Source organism: Streptomyces sp. NPDC055506, from assembly GCF_053643595.1.
Genome location: NZ_JBSHKH010000017.1, coordinates 25,509 through 41,320, shown reverse-complemented (window position 1 = coordinate 41,320; position 15,812 = coordinate 25,509). Strand labels below are relative to the sequence as shown.

General features: G+C 72.5%; 12 protein-coding genes. 5 read left to right on the top strand and 7 right to left on the bottom strand.

The features are described from left to right. Window position 1 precedes the first annotated feature (1 nt). Both ACWIF2_RS09550 and ACWIF2_RS09545 read left to right on the top strand, forming a co-directional pair. Window positions 2–1,039: a carbohydrate ABC transporter permease gene (locus ACWIF2_RS09550; RefSeq protein ID WP_454359561.1), complete on the top strand. Its 1,038-nt coding sequence runs from the start codon at window positions 2–4 to the stop codon at window positions 1,037–1,039. Continuing rightward, window positions 1,036–1,914 (top strand): carbohydrate ABC transporter permease, encoded by an 879-nt coding sequence (locus ACWIF2_RS09545; RefSeq protein ID WP_454359560.1) that lies wholly within the window; start codon window positions 1,036–1,038, stop codon window positions 1,912–1,914. The genes ACWIF2_RS09550 and ACWIF2_RS09545 overlap by 4 nt, the downstream gene beginning before the upstream one ends. Here the strand turns inward: ACWIF2_RS09545 and ACWIF2_RS09540 are convergent. Both ACWIF2_RS09540 and ACWIF2_RS09535 read right to left on the bottom strand, forming a co-directional pair. Continuing rightward, window positions 1,878–4,178 carry a glycoside hydrolase family 3 N-terminal domain-containing protein gene (locus ACWIF2_RS09540; protein ID WP_454359559.1) on the bottom strand — a complete coding sequence of 767 codons (2,301 nt, stop codon included), beginning with the start codon at window positions 4,176–4,178 and terminating at the stop codon, window positions 1,878–1,880. The genes ACWIF2_RS09545 and ACWIF2_RS09540 overlap by 37 nt on opposite strands. Next, window positions 4,175–5,356, bottom strand: a complete 1,182-nt coding sequence (locus tag ACWIF2_RS09535) for an N-acetylglucosamine kinase (protein ID WP_454359558.1) — start codon at window positions 5,354–5,356, stop codon at window positions 4,175–4,177. Before ACWIF2_RS09535 ends, ACWIF2_RS09540 begins: the two co-directional genes overlap by 4 nt. Window positions 5,357–5,374: 18 nt before the next feature. Here ACWIF2_RS09535 and ACWIF2_RS09530 point away from each other — a divergent pair, with 18 nt between their 5' ends. Next, a complete protein-coding gene (locus ACWIF2_RS09530) occupies window positions 5,375–6,643 on the top strand; it encodes a glycoside hydrolase 5 family protein (protein WP_454359557.1) in 1,269 nt (422 codons plus the stop codon). Between the two features lie 4 nt (window positions 6,644–6,647). On the opposite strand, the gene ACWIF2_RS09525 is transcribed toward ACWIF2_RS09530, so the two are convergent. After that, the gene (locus tag ACWIF2_RS09525) at window positions 6,648–8,159 is read right to left on the bottom strand and encodes a glycoside hydrolase family 3 N-terminal domain-containing protein (protein WP_454359556.1); all 1,512 of its coding nucleotides are present in this window, start codon (window positions 8,157–8,159) and stop codon (window positions 6,648–6,650) included. A 227-nt stretch (window positions 8,160–8,386) separates the two neighbouring features. Here ACWIF2_RS09525 and ACWIF2_RS09520 point away from each other — a divergent pair, with 227 nt between their 5' ends. Then, window positions 8,387–11,245 carry an ABC transporter substrate-binding protein gene (locus ACWIF2_RS09520; protein WP_454359555.1) on the top strand — a complete coding sequence of 953 codons (2,859 nt, stop codon included), beginning with the start codon at window positions 8,387–8,389 and terminating at the stop codon, window positions 11,243–11,245. Window positions 11,246–11,253: 8 nt separating this feature from the next. Here ACWIF2_RS09520 and msrB read toward each other — a convergent pair whose 3' ends face one another. The 4 genes from msrB to ACWIF2_RS09500 form a co-directional block, all read right to left on the bottom strand. Next, window positions 11,254–11,661, bottom strand: a complete 408-nt coding sequence (msrB, locus tag ACWIF2_RS09515) for a peptide-methionine (R)-S-oxide reductase MsrB (protein WP_454359554.1) — start codon at window positions 11,659–11,661, stop codon at window positions 11,254–11,256. A 14-nt stretch (window positions 11,662–11,675) separates the two neighbouring features. After that, window positions 11,676–13,067, bottom strand: a complete 1,392-nt coding sequence (gene murC / locus ACWIF2_RS09510) for a UDP-N-acetylmuramate--L-alanine ligase (RefSeq protein ID WP_454359553.1) — start codon at window positions 13,065–13,067, stop codon at window positions 11,676–11,678. Between the two features lie 75 nt (window positions 13,068–13,142). Further along, window positions 13,143–13,616 (bottom strand): indole-3-glycerol phosphate synthase, encoded by a 474-nt coding sequence (locus ACWIF2_RS09505; protein WP_454359552.1) that lies wholly within the window; start codon window positions 13,614–13,616, stop codon window positions 13,143–13,145. Between the two features lie 185 nt (window positions 13,617–13,801). Further along, window positions 13,802–14,608, bottom strand: a complete 807-nt coding sequence (locus ACWIF2_RS09500; RefSeq protein WP_454359551.1) for a pyrimidine reductase family protein — start codon at window positions 14,606–14,608, stop codon at window positions 13,802–13,804. Between the two features lie 37 nt (window positions 14,609–14,645). Between ACWIF2_RS09500 and zapE the strand changes: the two genes are divergently transcribed. After that, window positions 14,646–15,746 carry a cell division protein ZapE gene (gene zapE / locus ACWIF2_RS09495; protein WP_454359550.1) on the top strand — a complete coding sequence of 367 codons (1,101 nt, stop codon included), beginning with the start codon at window positions 14,646–14,648 and terminating at the stop codon, window positions 15,744–15,746. Window positions 15,747–15,812: the final 66 nt, after the last annotated feature.

Genomic DNA, 15,812 nt, shown 5'->3' with positions numbered 1-15,812 from the left:
GATGACGCAACCGACCGTCCACCAGGCGCCCGTCTCCGCTCCCCCGGGGTCGGGCGCCCGACGCCCCGACGGCGCCTCCCCTGCCCGGCCGCCGGGGCGCCTGCGCCGCGCCCTCCGCTTCGTGACGCCCGGCCCGAGCGCCGACGCGGGGGGCGCGGCGCTCCACCGCCGCTGGTGGCTGCCCTGGCTGTGGATGACCCCGGCGATCATCGGCGCGACCGTGTTCGGGGTCTTCCCGTTCCTCAACACGGTCCTCGTCTCCTTCACCGACGCCAAGCCGCTCGGCGGGGCGTACAACCTCGTCGGGCTGGACAACTACCGCCGGATGCTGGGCGATCCGGACTTCTGGCTGGCCACCCGCAACAGCCTGCTGTACGCGCTGTTCGTCGTCCCGCTGATGGTGCTGCTGCCGCTGCTGCTCGCGATCCTCGTGGAGAAGAACCTGCCGGGCATCGGCTTCTTCCGCTCCGCCTTCTACACGCCGGTGCTCGCCTCCAGCGTGGTCGTGGGCCTGAGCTGGCAGTGGCTGCTGAGCGACCAGGGGCTGGTCAACACCTGGCTGCAGAAGGCCCACCTCATCCGGGACGCCATCCCGTTCCTGTCGGACTCGTGGCTGATCCTGCTGTCGGCGATGGGCCTGACGCTGTGGAAGGGCCTCGGCTGGTACATGATCTTCTACCTGGCGGCCCTCGGGAACGTGCCCAAGGAACTGCACGAGGCGGCGGCCGTGGACGGCGCGGGCGCGGTACGCCGTTTCTGGCACGTCACCGTGCCCGGCGTCCGCACCTCGATGATGCTGGTCGGCACCCTGACCGGCATCGGCTCCCTTCGGGTCTTCACCGAGATCTACATGCTGGGCGGTTCCACCGGCGGCCCCGGCGGCGCCGACCGCACGCTGCCCTTCTACATCCGCGACGTCGGCCTCGACCCGCTCACCGGCAACGCCGGCTACGGCGCCGCCGTCAGCGTCGCCCTGTTCGCCCTGACCCTGGGCCTCACGCTGCTCGCCCAGCGTCTGACGAAGGAGGACGAGGCATGACGACCGCCGTCGACAAACGCCGACGCCCGATGCCCCGCTGGCGGGACTACGGCCGGCCGCGCGAACTGGTCGTCCGCTATCTGCTGCTGGTGTTCGTCCTCTTCATCACGGTCGGCCCGCTGCTGTGGCAGTTGCTGTCGTCCCTCAAGGGCGCGGGCGAGGACGTCTTCGGCGCCGGTGCCTCGCTGATCCCCCACCACCCGACCCTGCGGGCCTACCGGGAGATCTTCGACCAGGTCCCGGTGTGGACGTACATCGGGAACAGCCTGGTGATCGTCGCGCTGTCCGTCACGAGCCAGCTCGTCTTCTCCACCCTGGCCGGCTACATGCTCTCCAAGCCGGGCTGGAAGGGCCGCAAGCTGGTCTGGGTGGTGCTGATGGCGTCCATGATGTTCCCCTTCGAGTCGATCATGGTGTCGCTGTTCCTCAGCATCCGGGACATGGGCCTGGTCGACCATCTGGCCGGTGTCTGGCTGCCCGGCTTCGTCGCCGCGATCAACGTCCTCATCATGCGGGCCGCGTTCCTCGCCGTGCCGCGCGAGATCGAGGACGCGGCGATGCTGGACGGGGCGGGCGAGTGGAAACGCTTCCGGTATCTGTATCTGCCCTCCGCCTACGGCGCGATCCTCGTCGTCACCATCAACACCTTCATCAGCGCCTGGGACGACTTCCTGTGGCCGCTGATCGTGCTGCGCTCGGAGGAGCACTTCACGCTGACGCTGGGTCTCGCCCGGCTGCAGAGCTCGTCGTTCGGCTACGACCAGCGGATGGTGATGGCCGGTTCGGTGATCTCCGTGATCCCGGTCCTGGTGCTGTTCGTCATCACCCAGCGGTGGTTCTACAAGGGCGTCTCGTCCGGTGCCGTGAAGCTCTGATCCACCCGGAGCTCGACCGGTACGGCGGTCAGGGCCCGGCGCGCCGACTCCGCGACGCGGATCTCGACCGTGCCGGGCAGGACCGCCGTCTCCATCTCCGGCCCCACCTGGGCGAGCTGCTCGGCCCCGAGGGGAAACACGACGGTACGGCGCTCCCCGGGCGCCAGATCGACGGCCTGGAAACCACGGAGCTCGAGCGTACGCGGCCAGACGGGCGCGATGAGTCGGCGCAGATACATCTGGGCGACAGAACGCCCGTGCCGCTCCCCCGTGTTGGTGATCTCGACCTCCACCGCCCGCCCCGCGAGCCGGGGTGGCCCGTAGGCGAAGCTCGTGTACGACAGCCCGTGCCCGAAACCGAAGAGCGGCTCGGCGCTGTCGTCGGCGTAGCCGCCGTACTCGGTGTCCTTGTGGTTGTAGTAGACGGGCAGTTGACCCGCCGAGCGCGGTACGGAGACGGGCAGCCGGCCGACGGGCTCGGCCCGTCCGAGCAGGACGTCCGCGATCGCCTCGCCGCCCCAGGGGCCCGGGTACCAGGCGGTGAGCAGCGCGGCGGCCCGTTCGGCGGCCTCGGGGACGGCGTGCGGGCGGCCCTGGATCAGGACGACGACGGTGGGCGTACCGGTCGCCGTCACGGCGTCGAGCAGGGCGTGCTGGGCCGCGCCGAGCCGGAGCCCGGCCAGGTCGACGCCCTCTCCGCAGGTCATCTCGGACACGACGGTGCGCGCGGCGCCGTTGGCGTCGAACTCCGTGCCGGGCGTACGGGCGCTGCTGCCGCCCAGCACGAGCACGGCCACATCGGACGCGGCGGCCTCGGCGATCGCCCCGGGGATGCCGGAAAGGTCGTCCCCGGTGAGGGCACAGCCCTTGGCGTGGCGCACGTCGACGCCGGTTCGCCGGAGCGCGTCGAGAACGCTGGTGCCCGTACCGGGGCGTTGCGGAGCGGTGTAGTCGCCCGACTGGTGGGCGACGGTGCCGGCGTGCGGCCCCAGGAGGGCGATACGGGAGCCGGTCGACAGGGGCAGGACACCCTGGTCGTTGTGGAGGAGGGTGACGGCGGCACGGGCGAGTGCGGTGCTCAGCTCGCGTCCGACGGCGGGGTCCGGGAACGGGCCCGCGCCGTAGGCCTGTTCGAAGAGCCCCAGGCGGAACTTGAGCCGCAGCACCCGGGCGACCGCCCGGTCCAGGGCCTCCTCGCTCACCAGCCCTCGTTCGACCGCCTCCGCCAGATGGGTGAAGCCCTCGTCCCACAGGCTGAGGTCGACCCCGGCGTCGAGGGCGAGGGCACCGGCGGAGACCTTGTCGCCGGTGACGCGGGCCAGCCGGTCCACGGCCAGTCCGTCCGCCATGACGAGTCCGTCGAAACCCCAGCGGTGGCGCAGCAGTCCGGTGAGCAGGGCGCGGTTGCCGCAGCAGGGCATCCCGTCGACCTCGTTGTAGGCGGCCATGACGGCGGCGGCTCCGGCCCGGACACCGGCGTGGGCGGCGGGGAGGTGGATCTCGTGCAGTTCCCTCGGTCCGAGTTCGGACTCGGCGGAGTTGCGGCCGCCGACGGTGGCGCCCTGCCCGGCGAAGTGCTTGAGGACGACGGGAGCCTTGTCCGGGGCGAAGGCCCCGTCCGGCCCCTGCTCCCCCTGCATGCCGCGTACGAGCGCCTCGGTGAGCCGGGCGGCCAGATACGGATCCTCGCCGAAGCACTCCTCGGTCCGGCCCCAGCGCGGGTCCCGGGCGATGTCCAGGGCCGAGACGAGGGCGACATGGCCGCCCCGGGCACGCAGTTCGGCGGCGGCGTGGGCGGCGGCCCGCTCGTACAGCCCGGGGTCCCAGCCGGCACCGACGGTCAGGTTGACGGGCAGGACCGTCCCGTCGAGGGCCATGTGGCCGTGCGGCACCTCCTCGACGAACAGGGCCGGGATGCCGAGCCTGCTGTGTTCGACAACATGCCGCTGGACGAGGCGGGCCAGTTCGGCACCGTCCTCGGCGCCGGACCCGGTGGTGTGGTCGACGCCCGACCAGGCGTCGGCGCGCAGCAGCCCGTACAGGGCCCCGAGTCCGGCGAAGCGCTCGGTCTCGGCCCGGAGGGCGTCGGTGAGTTCGAAGCCGCCGTCGGGGGTGCGGCGGTAGGCGTCCCAGCCGTACATCCGCTGGTTGAGCTGTCCGGCCTTCTCGCGCAGGGTCATGCGCGAGAGCAGGTCGTGGACGCGGTCGTCGACCGGGGCGGTGGTGTCGCGGTAGAGGGGCGTGTCCTGCCGGGTGGCGGTCATGTGCGGCCCTGGTGGGCGAGCCGGGCCAGGGCCACGGCGCCCAGGCGGCCGTCGGGGACCCAGTCGAGGGTCAGGCCGAGGGTGTGGAGGCGGGCTTCCAGGCGCGAGGTGAGCGGCCCGTCGGGCCCGAGCAGGCCTCCGGTGGCCACGACCCGCTCTCCTGACTGTGGGTCCAACGCCCTTATAGCGTCGGCTAGTTGGTCGGCCGCCTCGTCCAGGATGGCCAGGGCGACGGTGTCCTCGGCCGCCTCGACGACCAGCGGCGCGAGTCGCGCGAGGCGGATGGGCGGCTCGGCCATGACAGCGGGGAGCACGTGTCTGCGGTAGGCCTCGCGGTGGGGGCGGGACCAGGGGGTGTCGTCGTGGGGCGGGAGGGGGCGCCGGCCGGCCGGGGAACCGGCCCCGGCCACTGCGGTCGGCCCGCTCGCGGGCGGCGGCACCGCCGCGTCACGCGACGCCCTCTCCGCGACGCCCTGGACCACATCGGGAGACAGTCTCCGCACCACACCGCCGGCGACACCCCCGGCCGCTCCGCCGGGCAGCGCCTCGCCCGGCACCCCGAGTTCTCGCCCCACCGTCTCCGCCAGCACGGTCGGCGCTCCCCTCCCGTCGGCCATCCGCAGCGCGGCCCTCACCGCCGCGCGGCCGATCCAGAAGCCGCTGCCGTCGTCGCCGAGGAGCCAGCCGTCGCCGTCCACGGTGGCGATGCCACGGCGGCCGGTGATGCGCATGGCGACCGCGCCCGTACCGGCCACCAGGGCGAGGCCGTCGGCCGGGGCGCCCGGGGCGGAGGCGAAGGCCGCCTCGATGTCGCTGCCCATGACGGGCGGACCGGCGTCGATGCCCAGTCGGCGCAAGGCGGCGGTGAGGGCGGCCAGGGCGTTGCGCCGCCCCGGTTCGTCGGCGGCGGCGTCCGTCGCTCCCGCGAAACCGCCGGCCACGGCCACGACCCGGGCGCGGAGGGACTCGGGCACGGCCTGTCCGACGGCCTCGGCGAGATGCTCGGTGAGCTGCGGCACCGGAACGGTCAGGGCGTTGCCCGGCCCGGCGGAACCCTCGCCCAGCGGACGTCCGTCCACGGCGGCCGCCAGGACCGCCCGGGTCCGCGTGCCGCCCGCGTCGAGGCCGACCACCAAAGGCGAGCCGCCTTGACGCTCCTGGTTCAATTCATTACCCATCGCCGACTATGGTGATTGATGCATTCACCCAGAGCAAGGGATCTGGGTGCTCGACCCGAGGAGGATCCCATCCCCACGCTCCGCTTCGGCGTCAACTACACGCCCCGCCGCGGCTGGTTCCACGCCTGGCACGACTTCGACCCGGCGAACGCCCGCGAGGACCTGGACCAGATCGCCGCACTCGGCCTCGACCACGTCCGGGTCTTCCACCTGTGGCCGCTCCTCCAGCCCAACCGCACACTCATCCGCCCCGCCGCCGTGGACCAGCTCGCGCACCTGGTCGACCTGGCCGCCGAGGCCGGTCTCGACGTCCTGGTGGACGGGGTGCAGGGCCATCTGTCCAGCTTCGACTTCTATCCGGAGTGGACGCGGAGCTGGCACCACCGCAATGTCTTCACCGACCCGGAGGCCGTCGCCGCCCAGGCGGAGCTGATGCGGACCCTCGGCCGCTCCCTCGCCGGCCGCCCGAACCTCATCGGCCTCCAGCTGGGCAACGAGCTCAACAACCTGGTCGAGCACAACCCGGTGACCCCGGACGAGGTGGACCGCTACCTCGACACCCTGCTGTCCGCCACCCGCGAGCATCTGCCCCCGGGCCGGCTCGCGACCCACTCCGCCTACGACGCGGCCTGGTACGGCGACGACCACCCCTTCACCCCCGAGGCCTCGGCCCGCAAGGGCGATGTCACCACCGTCCACCCCTGGGTGTTCTCCGGCGACTGCGCCCGCCGCTACGGCCCCCGCTCACCTCAGGTGCTGCACCTCGCCGAGTACGGCACGGAACTCGCCAAGGCCTACGCCGAGGATCCGGCCCGCCCGGTCTGGGTCCAGGAGACGGGCGCCCCGGAACCCCACATCCCGGCGGCCGACGCCCCGGACTTCGCGCGGGCGACCGTACGGAACGCGGCCGGCTGCGAGGGACTGTGGGGTGTGACCTGGTGGTGCTCCCACGACGTGGACCGGTCCCTGGCCGACTACCCTGAACTGGAATACACCCTGGGCCTGTTCGACGCGCGGGGCGACGCCAAGCCCATCGCCACGGCCCTGGCCGAGACCGTCGCCGAGGTACGCGCGGGGCACCACCCCGCCCGGCCCCGCGACACGGCCCTGGTCCTGGACTGCACGCCGTCCACCCGCTCCGTCTCCGGCCCGGGAGGCGCGTTCTTCGACGCGTGGATGGCCCTGCGCACGGAGGGCGTCCACCCGGCCGTGGTCCTGGCGGAGCGGGCGGAGGACGCCGCGTACCTCGCTGCGCGCGGCATCAAGGAGGTCGTACGGGTGCCGTGAACTCTCAGGTACCCGTCAGCGCCTCCGCGACGGCCCGCAGATTCACCCGCCCCCGCCCGTAGGAGCAGAGCGCGCCGCCCTCCGGCAGCCCGGTGTCGATCCGTACGGCGTCGGGCCGCTGCGACAGCAGGGCGGCGCGCAGCCGTTCCTGCCAGGTGTGGAGCCCGGCGTCACAGGTGGCGATGACCAGCGGCGTGTCACCGCAGGCGCGCAGGATCTCCTCCACGAAGGGGGCCGGATCCGCCGGCTCTCCGCTGACCGCGGTCCCCGTGGCCGTGGGGTCGACGGCCCGCACCTCCGTCAGCAGGTCCTCGCCGCCCCAGTTGAGCGCGGGATGCGGCGGCGGGAACAGGTCGACGACATGGGCGCCCCGCACGCCCGACGGCACCGGCCGGCTGCGGACGGCCCGGCGGGCGGCCTCGAGACCGGCTCCCGCGTCCCAGCCGGCGACGGTCCCGGCGGCCGGAGCGGTGTACCGCACGGCGAGGCGCCGCACCCGCCCGGCGGCCTCCCGCACCCGCTCCTCGGGCAGCACACCGGAGCGCAACGCGCTGAGCACCGCGTCCCGGCAGGCCAGGGTGACCTCCAGGTCGGGCACGGCCACGATGACCTGGTCGGCGCCCGCGGCGAGGGCGATCCGCGCCCCGGCGGCCTCGCCGTAGCGGTCGGCGATGGCCTTCATCTCCAGGGCGTCGCTGACCAGGACGCCGTCGAAGTCCAGCTCGTGGCGGAGCAGATCGCCCAGGATGCGGCGGCTCAGGGTGGCGGGCCGCTCGGGGTCCAGCGCCGGGTAGACGACATGGGCGCTCATGATCATCGGCACGCCCGCTTCGACGGCGGCGCGGAACGGCTCGAAGTCGGCCCGCAGTTCGTCGTACGACCGCGGGTCGACGGCCGTCCCGTGGTGGCTGTCGGTCTCGGTGCCGCCGTGCCCGGGGAAGTGCTTGGCGCAGGAGGCGACGCCCCGCCGCTCGGTGGCGGTGATCCAGGCCCGCAGATGCCGGGCGGCCAGGGCGGGTTCGGCGCCGAAGGACCGGGTGCGCACGATCGGGTTGCGCGGATGGTGCTGGAGGTCGGCGACCGGGGCGTAGGAGACCGTGATGCCGAGGGAGGCCAGATGCCCGGCCAGGGCGTCGGCGCAGCGGCCGGTCAGCCCGGGGTCGTCGGCCACTCCGAGCGCGTACGATCCGGGCACCTCGGGAGCGCCCGCGCCCACCAGGTGACCGATCCCGCCGCCCTCGTTGTCGATCCCCACGAGCAGGTCCGGCCGCAGGGCCCGCAGCTCCGCGGTGAGCCGCCGCACCTGTTCCGCGTCGCGCACGTTCCGGGTGAACAGGATGACCCCGCCGAGCCCCCGGTCGACGAGCCGCTTCAGCTCGTCCGGAACCCCCGCCGTCCCGTCGAACCCCGCGACGAGACAGCGGTGTGCGGCCTCGTCGAGATCGACGGGGAGGCCGACGAGAAGGTCGGCGGGGAGGCGGCCGGGACGTGCGGGCTGATGCGCGGAGGAGGTCACTCCGCACATCTTCTGGCTCGATCAGCCATTAGTCAACAGGTCGATGGATCACTCATTCAGCCCGGGTGCCGCCACGGACCAGGCAGAAACGATCCTGAAGTTCGTCCGTCACCCACTCGCACCCCATCCACACCGGCTAGCCTCGTAGGTCACCGAAGGCGAACGGGGGATTGCCCATGGTGAACGCTGATCGCACGCCGCCGGACTGCCCCGGGGGACATGACGGCATGCCGGAGCGTGGCGCCGGGCTCCACCTCCAGGATCAGCTCGAAATCCTCATCCAGGACTTCCGCACGAGCGCCGAGCCGCCCATGCCGGTGTTCGTCGTGCACGCCCAGGAGAGCTCGGACGACGACGCGGTGACCGGGCTGGTCCGGCAGCTGTACGCGGGCCAGGAGGCACACGGCACGCGCTGCGCGGTGGCGCAGGACGTCTACGAGGGCCCCACGGAGGTGCGCCGGGCCGCGGCCATGGTGCGGGCCCTGAGCGAACCGAAGAAGTGGGGCGGCCCGAAGGCGGTCTACCGGCGCTACGCGTTCCCGCGGCTGCGGCTGGTGCATGCCATCGACGACGCGGTCGCGGCGCTCGGCGACACCTGGCCGGCGCCCGAGCCGGGCAGCCCCGAGGCCGGCCAGGACCAGCGGCAACGGCTGCTGAACCAGCTGGCCCAGCAGCGCTGGCGGCCGAAGAACACCGCGCGCTGGCGGTCGGGTCTGCCGCTCTTCGACATGGCGCACATCCTCCCGGCGAGCCTCGTGACCGTGCTCGCCGCGCTCATGGCCCGCAGCGAGTGGTACGTGGCGGTGGGCGCCGGTCTCGTCTTCCTGCTACTGCTGACCGTCCTCAACTACGTGCTGCCTGGGCGGGCGCCGATCTTCCTGTGGCTGCGCCGGGAGAGCCGCTGGTTCATGACGACGACGTTCCTCAGGGCGGCGGACCACGAGGATCCCACCGAGGTCTCGCTGCTGCGGCCGGTGCGGTCCTGGAAGGCGATCGCGGCCCGGGCGTACGACGTGGCCGAGGCGCTCACGGCGGGCGGCGACTTCCACCTCCAGCTGTGCGTGCTCGCGCTGCGCGAGGACCTGCGGGACAACCACCGCCGCTGGAGCTGGGACCTGCGCGGCTTCAAACGGCCGCGCCCGCCGATGCTGTTCCTGCCCCACGCGGACGACCGCAACGGCGGCATCGATCTGATCCGGGCCATCAGCGACGTCCGCAGCCGGCGCAGTGAGCTCGACCCGCTGGTGGTGGTCGCCGCGGTGCACACCCACGACGTGCCGCGCCTGGAGCGCGGCGTTGTCCCTGCGCCGCCCGACCCGGCCGCGGTACCGCCCAGGTTCGGCGAGCGGCTGCGCGCCTGGCACCGGCAGTGGGCGCACAACCTGCGCGCCGAGCAGTCGCCCAGCCGGGAACGGTCCGTCCTGCCGTGGGTGATGAAGGTCCCGCTGCCGCACGACCAGCTCGGCCCCGTCGAGGAACGCACCCGGCATCTCCGGGCCTCCACCCGGCCCACGTCCGCCCGGCTGGTGTGGGCCCTGCACACCCTGGTCCTGGTGATCGCCCTGCTGACCGCCGGGACCGTCATGCGGGCCGACGCCCTGCACGACCGGTACTGCTCGGCGTCGGTGCTGACCGCCAACCGGGACACCCGGCGCGAGGAGACACCCGGCGGCGGCACGGAATGCATCGGCATAGCGACGGACGGCGTCCGCTTCGCCGACTGGCTGCCCGCGCCCGACCCCGCCGACGAGCCCAAGGCGCTGACAGCCGACGACGCGACGCCCTGGACGGTGGACGAACTGGAGGACCGCATCGCCAAGCAGAACGCGAACGTCCTCGCCCGCCACCCCGGCAAGTACGTCACCGTCGTCTACGCCGGGCCGCTGAGCGCCGATTCCTCGGACGGCTCCTCGCCCGTGAAGGGCGCCGAGGAACTGGCGGGCGTGTATCTGGCACAGGCCGTCATCAACAAGAACTCCAGTGTGAAACTGCGGGTCCTGCTCGCCAACGGCGGCGTGGACCTGGGCCACCAGGAGGAGATGGCCGAGGAGATCGCCGCGTACGCCGCCCAGGACCCGACCGTGGTGGGGGTCGTGGGCACCGGCCGCGACCTGAAGTCGAGCAGGGCGACGACCCGCACGCTGATGGAGGCCGGACTGCCGATCGTCTCCGGCACGAACTCCGCCACCTATCTGCCCCGCGAGTTCGCCAACTGGTTCAGCCTGGCCGCCACGGACCAGTGGCAGACCGAGCAACTCGGCCTGATCGCCGCCCAGTTGCGCACACCGGACCGTCGGCAGTACTCCCTCGTCCTCGCCCGCGACACGGCGAAGACCGACGACCTCTACACCGACGAACAGGCACGCTACGGCCAGGACATGCTGCGCCGACAGGGCTTCACCCCGCTCGATCAGCGCCGCTACACCCTCAGCGGCGGCAAGCCGGAACTCCGCTCGCACGCCCAGGAGATCTGCCGGGGCGGACAGGTCCCATCGGTGATCTACTTCGCCGGCCGGGTGGAGGACATCGACCCCCTGATGACCCAGCTGGGCACCGAGCCGGGCTGCGCCGGAAGACCCCTGGCCATCCTCACCGGCGACGACCTGTCCAAGGCCGACTTCACCGCCGGCGGACAGTCCGTCGCACCGAAGGTCACGCTGTACCACGCGGCCCTGGCCGAACTGCACACGGCCGCCAGCCGGACGACCTTCTACCTGGACGCGGCCGCGCACCTGCCGGGGCTGCGGGGCCGGAACCTGCGCTACGACAGTCCCGCCCTGGCCAGCGGTCAGACCGCCCTGGCACACGACGCGACCTGGGCCCTCTACTGGGCGGCCACCCGGGACGACCGGCCCCAGAGCCGCGCCTCGACCTGGGTGAACCTGCGCAACGTCAAGATCGAGGGCATGGCCACCGGCACCATCGACTTCACCCGTGCCCCGCTGTACGGCGACCGCGCCGGCCACAGCATCGTCCTCAAAGAGGTCCGCCGCACGGACGACGGCACCTCCGAGACCCGGGTGGTGTGCAGCCGCACCGCAGGGAAGACGAAGCGGCTGACACAGAAGGAGTGCCGGATCCGCTGAGGGCTGTCTCAGTCCTCAGCGGCGGTCAGGCGCAGCGCGATGCTGTTGATGCAGTACCGCTGGTCCGTGGGCGTGGGATAGCCCTCGCCCGCGAACACATGCCCGAGGTGCGAGCCGCAGCGCGCACAGCGCACCTCGGTACGCACCATGCCGTGGGTCCGGTCCTCGATCAGTTCCACCGCGTCGGTGTCCCTCGGATCGAAGAAGGACGGCCAGCCGCAGTGGGACTCGAATTTCGTGTCCGAGGTGAACAGCTCCGCACCGCAGGCACGGCAGGAGTAGACCCCCCGGGTCTTGGTGTCGGTGTACTCACCGGTGAAGGCGGGCTCCGTGGCCGCCTGGCGCAGCACCGCGTACTCGCCAGGGCTCAGCTCCGCGCGCCACTGCTCGTCCGGCTTCTCGACGTCGTACGGCATGAGCCTCCAGCCCCTCAGTTCGACAGACGGTCCAGGATGCGCGGGCCGAGGTCGGTGACGTCGCCCGCTCCCATGGTGAGAACGAGATCGCCGGGCTTCGCCATTCCCGCGACGACCGAGGGGACGTCCGCCTTGTCGTGCACCGGCGTCACGTCCGCGCCCGCCGCCCGGGCCGCCTCGATGATCAGCTCGCTGGTCACGCCGGGGATCGGGTCCTCGCGGGCCGGGTAGATGTCCAGCACGACCGAGGCGTCCGCGAGGGCCAGGGACTGGCCCATCTCCTTGCCCAGCTCCTGCGTGCGCGAGAAGAGGTGCGGCTGGAAGACGACCAGGATCCGGGAGTCGCCCGCCGCCGCGCGCATGGCCTCCAGGTCGGCGGTCATCTCGGTGGGGTGGTGCGCGTAGGAGTCGATGACCTGTACGCCCGCGGCCTCGCCCTTGAGCTGGAGCCGCCGCTTGACGCCCGTGTACGCGCCCAGCGCCCGGGCCAGCTCCTCGGCGGGGACGCCGAGCGCCACGCCCGCCGCGAGCGCGGCCACCGCGTTGTGCGCGTAGTGCCGGCCGGGGACGGAGACCGTGAAGGTCAGCTCCTGTCCCTCCAGAACGGCGGTGACCTCGCTCTTCAGGCCCTGCGGCACGACCGACAGGATGCGCACGCCGGCGTCCTCGGACTCGCCGTACGTCACCACCCGCACGCCGCGTCCCGCGACCCGGCGGGTCAGCTCCCGGGCGCCCTCGTGGTCGGCCGCGATCACCAGCGTGCCGCTCTCGGTGATCCGGTCCACGAACGTCTCGAACGACTCGTAGATCTCGTCCATCGAGGCGTAGTTGGCGTGGTGGTCCAGCTCGACGTTGAGGACGATCGCGACCTCGGGCGCGTACTTGTGGAAGCTGCGGTCCGACTCGTCCGCCTCGGCGACGAAGATCTCGCCGTCGCCGTGCAGCGCGTTGGAGCCGGGCGCGTCCAGGTCCCCGCCGATGGCGTACGACGGCGTCAGGCCCAGCTCGCTCAGCGACACCGCGAGCATCGAGGTCGTGGTCGTCTTGCCGTGCGTACCGGCGACCGCGATCGGCCGCAGGCCCTCCATCAGGGCGGCGAGCGCGTCGGAGCGGTGCACGACGGGGATGCCGAGCGCTGCCGCGCGGGCCAGCTCGGGGTTGTCCTGCCGGATCGCGGACGACACGACCACACAGCTCGCGTCGTCGGCCAGGTGCTCCGCGGCGTGCCCGATGTGCACCGTCACACCCAGCGCCCGCAGCGCCTCGGCCGTCGCCGACTCCTTCGCGTCACTGCCCGCCACGACGGCCCCGCGCTGGGCGAGGATCTTCGCGATACCCGACATCCCGGCCCCACCGATCCCGATGAAGTGCGGTCGGTCCATGGCGGTGGGAAGGCCGGGTGCCATGCATATCTCCAAGGGCGTTCTGGGACGGTGAGCGCCCACAGCCTATTTCAGAAGCGCCACCGCATCAGCCCGGCACTACGCCTTGCTGTGCGAGAACAGCTTCAGCACCGGCACCCCCACCTTGTGCCGGGCCCGTGACGCCCAGTCCCGGTGGAAGAACTCCTCCACGTAGTGGGGGTCGGTCAGCACGATGACCTCGTCGGCGCCGACCTCCTCGACCAAGGACTTCAGCGCGTCCAGCGGATGGTCCTCGATCAACCGTCCCCGCGCCTCGCTCCCGGACGTCCGCAGCGCCGCGAGGGACACCTCCAGCGCCCGCTGCCCGACGCTCAGCGCCTCCTCGCCCTCCGGCGTCTCGCCCTCGCGGACGGCGTCGTCGAGTTCGCCGAGCGCGACGTCGTCGATGGCCCGCAGCAGACGATCGGCCTGCTCGCCGCGCGGCTGGAGCAGCACCTGGAAGGAGACCTGCTCCTCCCCGTGCAAGGTGGTGACGAACTCCACGTCAGCGGACGTCAGGGCCTTCTCGATCATCAATACGCTTGTGAACACCAGGCGCCCCTTCTGATCCTTGCTGAAACCATCCTGCCCCGTGGTCGCACGGGAGCTGCCGGATCCAGTGTGCCCTCCGGAATCCAAACAGAACGGCATATTCCGAACGTACCGACCGGTCCGGCTCACTGATCGCCGACACCTGTACCTCCGTGCCGCTACCCCGCGCCGCGCGGTTCAGTACGTCAGGACCGTCCGTACCTGGTGAACAGGAAGCCGTCCTCCTCCAGCATCGACAGCAGCGAGAAGCGCCGCGGGACGGTGACGGCGGGTCCCCCGGCGATGCGCTGCGCGTCGCCGGCGCTGAGCATCGGGGAGACGGTCAGACAGAGCTCGTCGAGCGCGCCGGCCGCCACCAGCTGGCCCAGCAGCCGCGGTCCGCCCTCGGTCAGCAGCCGGGTGTGGCCCAGGCCGGCGAGGGTCTGGACGACCCGGGCGGGGTCCACGCCGATGCCGTCCCCGGCGGTCACCACCCGCGCGCCCGCCTTCTCGGCGGTGGCGACGCGGTCCGGGGCGGCGGCGGCTCCGGTGAGGACCAGGGTGGGCACCAGGGGCGAGGTGAACAGCGGGAGCGAGAAATCCAGGTCGAGGCTGGCGGTGACGACCGCGATCGCGGGGGCGGGGGCCTGTCCGGCCGCCTCCCGCGCCGCCGCGAACTCGGCACGCGCGCGTGCCGGCCGGTAGCCCTCCTGGCGCACCGTTTCCGCGCCCACGACCACCACGTCCGCCAGCGCCCGCAGCGTGCCGAAGATCCGCATGTCGGTCGCGCTGGAGATGGGCTGCGAACGGCCGTCGTGCTGGGCGGCCCCGTCCAGCGTGGACACCATATTGGCGCGCAGCCACGGCAGCGGCCCCCCGGCCCCCGGCTCGGGATAGGCGTAAGCGGCCGCCAGCTCGGCCAGCCCCCACTCCCGCCCGGCCCCTTCCTCACCGGACGCCCCACCCGGGGCCGGAGCTGCTGTTTCATCGGTCACAGGGAACAGACGTCGCATGCCGTGCAGTGTTCCACGCGCCGTAGCATGGTGAACCGTGTCCTCCTCCCCCGCTCCCTCCGGTACCGGCCCGATAGCCGAAGCGGCCCCGCTGTCCCTGTGCGCCCGTGAGCCGCACGTCCCCGCGGATCGGCTGGTCGCCGAGATGGTGCCGCCGCCGCGGTTCGACTCGGTGCGCTTCAGCACGTACATCCCGGACCCGAACCAGCCCAGCCAGACCGAGGCCGTCGAGGTCCTGGAGGGCTTCGCGGCAGGCCTCGGCCGGGGAGCGGGCGGTTCCGGCAAGCGGCGGCTGTTCGGTTTCGGCAAGGCGCCGAAGAAGGCCCCGGCCGGCCCGCGCGGCGTCTACCTCGACGGTGGCTACGGCGTGGGCAAGACCCACCTGCTGGCCTCCCTGTGGCACGCCACCCCGGCAGAGCCCGAGCTCAAGGCGTTCGGCACCTTCGTGGAGCTGACCAATCTGGTCGGCGCGCTCGGGTTCCAGAAGACCGTCCAGACCCTGTCCGGCCACCGCCTGCTGTGCATCGACGAGTTCGAGCTCGACGACCCGGGCGACACCGTCCTGGTCTCCACCCTCCTCGGCAAGCTCGTCGACGCGGGCGTGGCGCTCGCCGCCACCTCCAACACGCTGCCCGGCAAGCTCGGTGAGGGCCGGTTCGCCTCGGCCGACTTCCTGCGGGAGATCCAGGGCCTGTCGGCCCACTTCCGGGCGCTGCGCATCGACGGCGAGGACTACCGCCACCGCGGTCTGCCCGAGGCGCCGCCGCCGTACTCCGACGAAGAGGTGACCCGGACGGCGCACGCCATCGAGGGCGCCTCCCTCGACGCGTTCTCGCCCCTCCTGGAGCACCTCGCCCGGGTCCACCCCAGCCGGTACGGCGCTCTGACCGACGGAATCGGGGCCGTGTGCCTCACCGGTGTGCGGCCGGTTCCCGACCAGTCGACGGCCCTCAGGCTGGTCGTCCTGGCGGACCGGCTCTACGACCGCGAGGTGCCCGTGATGGCCTCGGGTCTGCCCTTCGACCAGCTCTTCAGCGAGGAGATGCTGAACGGCGGCTACCGCAAGAAGTACTTCCGGGCCATCTCCCGGCTCACCGCCCTGGCCCGCGACGCGGGCAAGCTGGCGAACTCCCGGTAACCACAACCCCAATACTGCGCCAACTGCCGTGAGGCCAAGGGGTGGTTCAAGCCAACCCACCCACGG